Annotated in this window: 7 protein-coding genes; 6 read left to right on the top strand and 1 reads right to left on the bottom strand. The window is 63.8% G+C overall.

Features of this window, described 5'->3' with window-relative positions:
- A partial coding sequence (locus ACIQ2E_RS13040; RefSeq protein WP_398331316.1) for an SDR family NAD(P)-dependent oxidoreductase occupies nt 1–328 on the bottom strand: 328 nt, incomplete at its 3' end.
- Nucleotides 329–495: 167 nt separating this feature from the next.
- On the opposite strand from ACIQ2E_RS13040, the gene ACIQ2E_RS13035 reads away from it, so the two are divergent.
- From ACIQ2E_RS13035 to ACIQ2E_RS13010, 6 genes are read left to right on the top strand one after another with little or no spacing between them, the layout of a single operon-like run.
- Complete coding sequence (locus tag ACIQ2E_RS13035) at nt 496–900, top strand: Rid family detoxifying hydrolase (RefSeq protein ID WP_398331319.1); 405 nt, start codon at nt 496–498, stop codon at nt 898–900.
- An 11-nt stretch (nt 901–911) separates the two neighbouring features.
- Nucleotides 912–1373 carry a cupin domain-containing protein gene (locus tag ACIQ2E_RS13030; RefSeq protein ID WP_398331313.1) on the top strand — a complete coding sequence of 154 codons (462 nt, stop codon included), beginning with the start codon at nt 912–914 and terminating at the stop codon, nt 1371–1373.
- Nucleotides 1370–2290, top strand: coding sequence for an SMP-30/gluconolactonase/LRE family protein (locus ACIQ2E_RS13025; RefSeq protein WP_398331310.1), 921 nt, complete (start codon nt 1370–1372; stop codon nt 2288–2290). Before ACIQ2E_RS13030 ends, ACIQ2E_RS13025 begins: the two co-directional genes overlap by 4 nt.
- 52 nt (nt 2291–2342) lie before the next feature.
- The gene (locus ACIQ2E_RS13020; protein WP_217796675.1) at nt 2343–2600 is read left to right on the top strand and encodes a Nif11-like leader peptide family natural product precursor; all 258 of its coding nucleotides are present in this window, start codon (nt 2343–2345) and stop codon (nt 2598–2600) included.
- A gap of 7 nt (nt 2601–2607) precedes the next feature.
- Entirely contained in the window at nt 2608–3036 is a 429-nt protein-coding gene (locus ACIQ2E_RS13015) for a heme-binding protein (protein WP_398331307.1), read from the top strand.
- Between the two features lie 9 nt (nt 3037–3045).
- Complete coding sequence (locus tag ACIQ2E_RS13010) at nt 3046–4023, top strand: VOC family protein (protein WP_398331304.1); 978 nt, start codon at nt 3046–3048, stop codon at nt 4021–4023.
- Nucleotides 4024–4042: the final 19 nt, after the last annotated feature.

Raw genomic sequence — 4042 nt, 5'->3', positions numbered from 1 at the left:
TGCGGGTTTCGATGCCGGCGTTGTTCACCATCACATCGAGGCGGCCGTAGCGATTCACGGCTTCCTGCACCAGCCGCTGCAGATCATCGAGCTTGCCCACATCGGCTTGAACACCAAAACAGGTGCCGCCAAGTTCACCGATCTCCTGTTCGATGGCCTCGGTGGCTTCGGGGTGTGAGCGATAGTCGATCACCACGCGGGCGCCGAGGCGAGCCACCACCTCCACGATCGATTTACCAATCCCGCTGTTGCCGCCGGTGACGATGATCACCTTGCCCTTGAGCAGGTTGGAGAGGGTCTCGAGGCTGTAGGGATTCGTTGTGGTCATGGCGAAAGCAGCCGCCTGCGGCGCTGAACTGTGCGGACGCTAGGAGGCGCGAGCCATCCTGCCTGCGATCTGCAACACCCCATGTGTGCTCAGCCGCTCACATGACAGAGCAGTGACATTCCGAGCAGGTTCTCTACGGTGAAGTGACCGTTCTGAGCTGCTTGACGATGTCCACCGGGGTGATCCGCAGAGCTATTCACAGCGACCGTTTTCCCAAGCCCGTGGCGTCGTACAGCCAGGGCTTCCAGATGGGCAACATGCTGTTCATCACCGGACAGCTGCCGGTGGATCCCGCCACCAATCTCAAGGTGGGCGACGGCGACATCACCCTGGAATCGCGGCAGGTGATGCGGAACATGCAGGCGGTGCTGGAAGAAGCCGGTTTCGGCTTCGAGCACCTGGTCAGCGCCACCGTGTATCTCACCGACATCAACACGCTCGACACCTTCGATGCCGTGTGGCAGGAGTATTTCCCCGACCCCATGGCCTATCCCTCCCGGGCTGTGGTGGAAGTCGCTGCTTTGGTGCTGGGCATCCAGCTCGAGATCTCTGCCATCGCCATCAAAGACTGAGCCCGCCAGCCATGAGCGATCCCTTCAGCCTGGCGCCACAACCGGAGACCTATTGGCATCTCTGGACCAGTGACGATGGCATCAGCCGCCAACAGCAGTGCACCATCAGCGACTTCCAGCTCGGGCAGCTGGGCCCCGGCGATTCACCCCAATTTTCAAGGCCCCTATTTGATCAGGGCAATGCCTTCGTTACCTACCTGCCGGTGGGATGGACGGCCGATTGGCACGAAAACCACGTGCCCAAGTGGATTTATGTGCTGCGGGGGGCCTGGTCCGTGCAGAGCATGGACGGGCAGATCGCGATCATGCGCGCCGGCGACTACTCCTTTGGTGGCGATCAGGGCTGCATCGCCTCGCCGGAAGGGCACACGGGCCATCTCTCCGCCCAGGTGGGCGATGAGCCCTGCGTGCAGCTGATCATCCAGCGCAACGACGCTGCCTGGCGGCAGGCCCCGCCGGGCTTTTTTCAATGAGCCAACCCTCCAGCTGCACCAAGAGCTACGACCCGCGCTTCGAAGCCTTGGTGTTGTTCAACGCGGAGCTTGAGCTGCTGGCGGAGGGCTTTCGCTGGCTTGAGGGCCCCGTGTGGTTTGGCGATCAGCGCTGCTTGCTGTTCAGCGACATCCCGGGTAATCGCACCCTGCGCTGGAGCGAACAGCACGGCGTTAGCACCTTTCTGGAGCCTTCCGAGTTCGCCAACGGCCAGACGCGCGATCGCGAAGGCCGGCTGATCCAATGCCATCACCGCAGCCGTTGTCTCACACGCCTGGAGCACAACGGCAGCATCACCACGCTGGTGTCGCAGGCCAATGGCCATCGCCTCAACGCTCCCAACGACGTGGTGGTGAAGAGCGACGGCTCGATCTGGTTCAGCGATCCGCTGTATGGCCTGCTGAACGACTACGAAGGTGGCCGTCAGCCATCAGAACAACCACCGGCCCTGTATCGACTCGACCCCAGCAGCGGCCAGATCGATGCTGTTGCCACCGATTTCGACGGACCCAACGGCCTGGCCTTCTCCCCGGATGAACAGCTGCTGTACGTGGCCGAATCCGGTGCCCCCGGCGTGGCTGAGCCCCGGCAGTACATCCGACGGTTCCAGGTGAACGGCGATGGCCGCAGCCTCAGCGGCGGTGAGGTCTTCCACAAGATCAGCCCTGGCTGGGCCGATGGCTTCCGTGTGGATGAGCACGGCAACCTCTGGTGTGGCGCGGCAGATGGCGTGCACGTGATCGCGCCCGATGGCGCCTTGATCGGCAAGGTGCTGGTGCCCAAGCGCGTGTCGAACCTCTGCTTCGGCGACCGCTACGGCAGCCGCCTGTTCCTCTGTGCCTCCACCGCGATCTACAGCCTGTTCACCGCCACCCGCGGCGCCACCTGGCCGCACTGAAATCCAAACCCAATCCAAACCCAATCCAAAACCAGCCCGACCGAACCCAACCATGGCCAACCCACAGCTCGAAACCTTCCTCAAGCAGGTGAAAGGCGATCCAGCGCTGCTGGAGCGTTTCAGCGCCTGCCCCAACCTCAATGCCATTGCCGCGCTTGGCGCTGAGCAGGGCTTCAGCTTCAGCGGCGTGGATCTGGTGAAGCACCAGGCCGAAGCCACCCTGCGGCTCAGCGAGAGCGATCTTGAAGCGGCCGCCGCTGGGGTGGAGCTGGAGGGGCACCTCTGGTTGATGAAGATTGTGTGGGGCTGAGCCAACGATGCGCACTGTTGCTGCTCTTGAACTCGCCGACTGCCGCCGCATCGCTGCCGCCGCCGAGGCGTTGGCGACCCATCACCAGGCGACAGTGAGCCTGGCCATCTGTGATGCCGGAGGCCATCCCCTGCTGGTGGTGCGGCTCGATGGGGCCAGCCCCTCCAGCACCGCCGTGGCCACAGCCAAAGCGCGGATGGCTGCACTCAACGGCAAGCCCACCGCTGACCAGGAGACCGCCATCAACGGCGAGCGTCCGGCCCTGCTGCAACTGGCCGGTGTGTTCAAGGAGGCGGCTGTGGCCATGGGCGGCGGCCTACCGCTGTTGCACAACGGCACCTGCATCGGAGCCGTGGGTGTGTCGGGAATGACGCCCGACCTCGATGGCGCCATTGCCTCCGCTGCCGCGGCGGCGTTCCAAAGCAACCCTGGCTGAGATCCACCGATGATCACACCCCACATTCACAGCATCGGCTTCACCAGCCGCGATGCCGAGGCCCTGGCCAGCTTCTACACAAGCCATCTGGGCTGCCGCCGCCAGGAATGCTTAGAGCTCGAGCCCGGCTCCTACGCGCAATTGATCGGGCTTCCTGGCAGCCGCCTCAAACTGCTGCGACTGCAGCTGGGCGCCGAACAGCTCGAACTGCTGGAGGTGCTCGAGCTGGGAGCAGGCTTGCGCCCCGGGCGTTCCATTCCCGCCGATTCCCGCAGCAACGACCTCTGGTTCCAACACATCTGCGTCGTGGTGGCCGACATAGCCGCCGCTGCCGGACCCGTGCAAACCCTGATCCAACAAGGCCAGCTGCGAAGCATCTCGAGCGACCCTCAAACCCTGCCCGGCTGGAACCAGGCGGCTGCGGGGATCCAGGCATTCAAATTCCACGACCCTGAGGGCCATTGCCTGGAGCTGCTGCAGTTTCCGCCGGACAAGGGCGAACCGCGCTGGCATCAAGCCACGAAGGGATCAGCATTTCTCGGCATCGACCACAGCGCCATTGCCAATGCCGACACGCCACGCAGCTGCCGTTTTTACGAAGAGCTGCTGGGATTACGGCTTGGCGGCGATGGCATGAACAGCGGTATCGAACAGGACCATCTCGATGGCCTGAGCGACACGCAGGTACGGATCACAGGCCACCGCTGCCCGGAAGGCCCCGGCATCGAATGCCTCAACTACCTTCAACCTGCGGGCGGGCGCCCCCTGCCGGCCGACCAGAACAGCGCCGACAGTGCCCATTGGCAGATCCGCCTTGCGGTAGACGATCTCGAGGGCATTGCCTCCCAATTGGAAAGCTATGGCGGCAGCTGGGTGAGCCCCGGCAGCGTGGAGCTCTCCGGTGAGCAGGCCACGGCCATCGGCTTCAGCCGAGCCCTGCAGATCCGCGATCCCGATGGCCATCAACTGCAGATCGTGTGCAGCTGATCACAGCTCTGCTGCGCTT

Origin of the sequence: Vulcanococcus sp., assembly GCF_044369115.1 — a bacterium.
Lineage (GTDB): Bacteria > Cyanobacteriota > Cyanobacteriia > PCC-6307 > Cyanobiaceae > Vulcanococcus.
This window is presented reverse-complemented; position numbering and strand designations above follow the sequence as displayed.

Bases quoted from the DNA above. Each gene is read 5' to 3' on its own strand.
- ACIQ2E_RS13035 (WP_398331319.1), top strand. From the start codon at position 496: ATGTCCACCGGGGTGATCCGCAGAGCTATTCACAGCGACCGTTTTCCC.
- ACIQ2E_RS13020 (WP_217796675.1), top strand. From the start codon at position 2,343: ATGGCCAACCCACAGCTCGAAACCTTCCTCAAGCAGGTGAAAGGCGAT.
- ACIQ2E_RS13010 (WP_398331304.1), top strand. From the start codon at position 3,046: ATGATCACACCCCACATTCACAGCATCGGCTTCACCAGCCGCGATGCC.
- ACIQ2E_RS13015 (WP_398331307.1), top strand. From the start codon at position 2,608: ATGCGCACTGTTGCTGCTCTTGAACTCGCCGACTGCCGCCGCATCGCT.
- ACIQ2E_RS13025 (WP_398331310.1), top strand. From the start codon at position 1,370: ATGAGCCAACCCTCCAGCTGCACCAAGAGCTACGACCCGCGCTTCGAA.
- ACIQ2E_RS13030 (WP_398331313.1), top strand. From the start codon at position 912: ATGAGCGATCCCTTCAGCCTGGCGCCACAACCGGAGACCTATTGGCAT.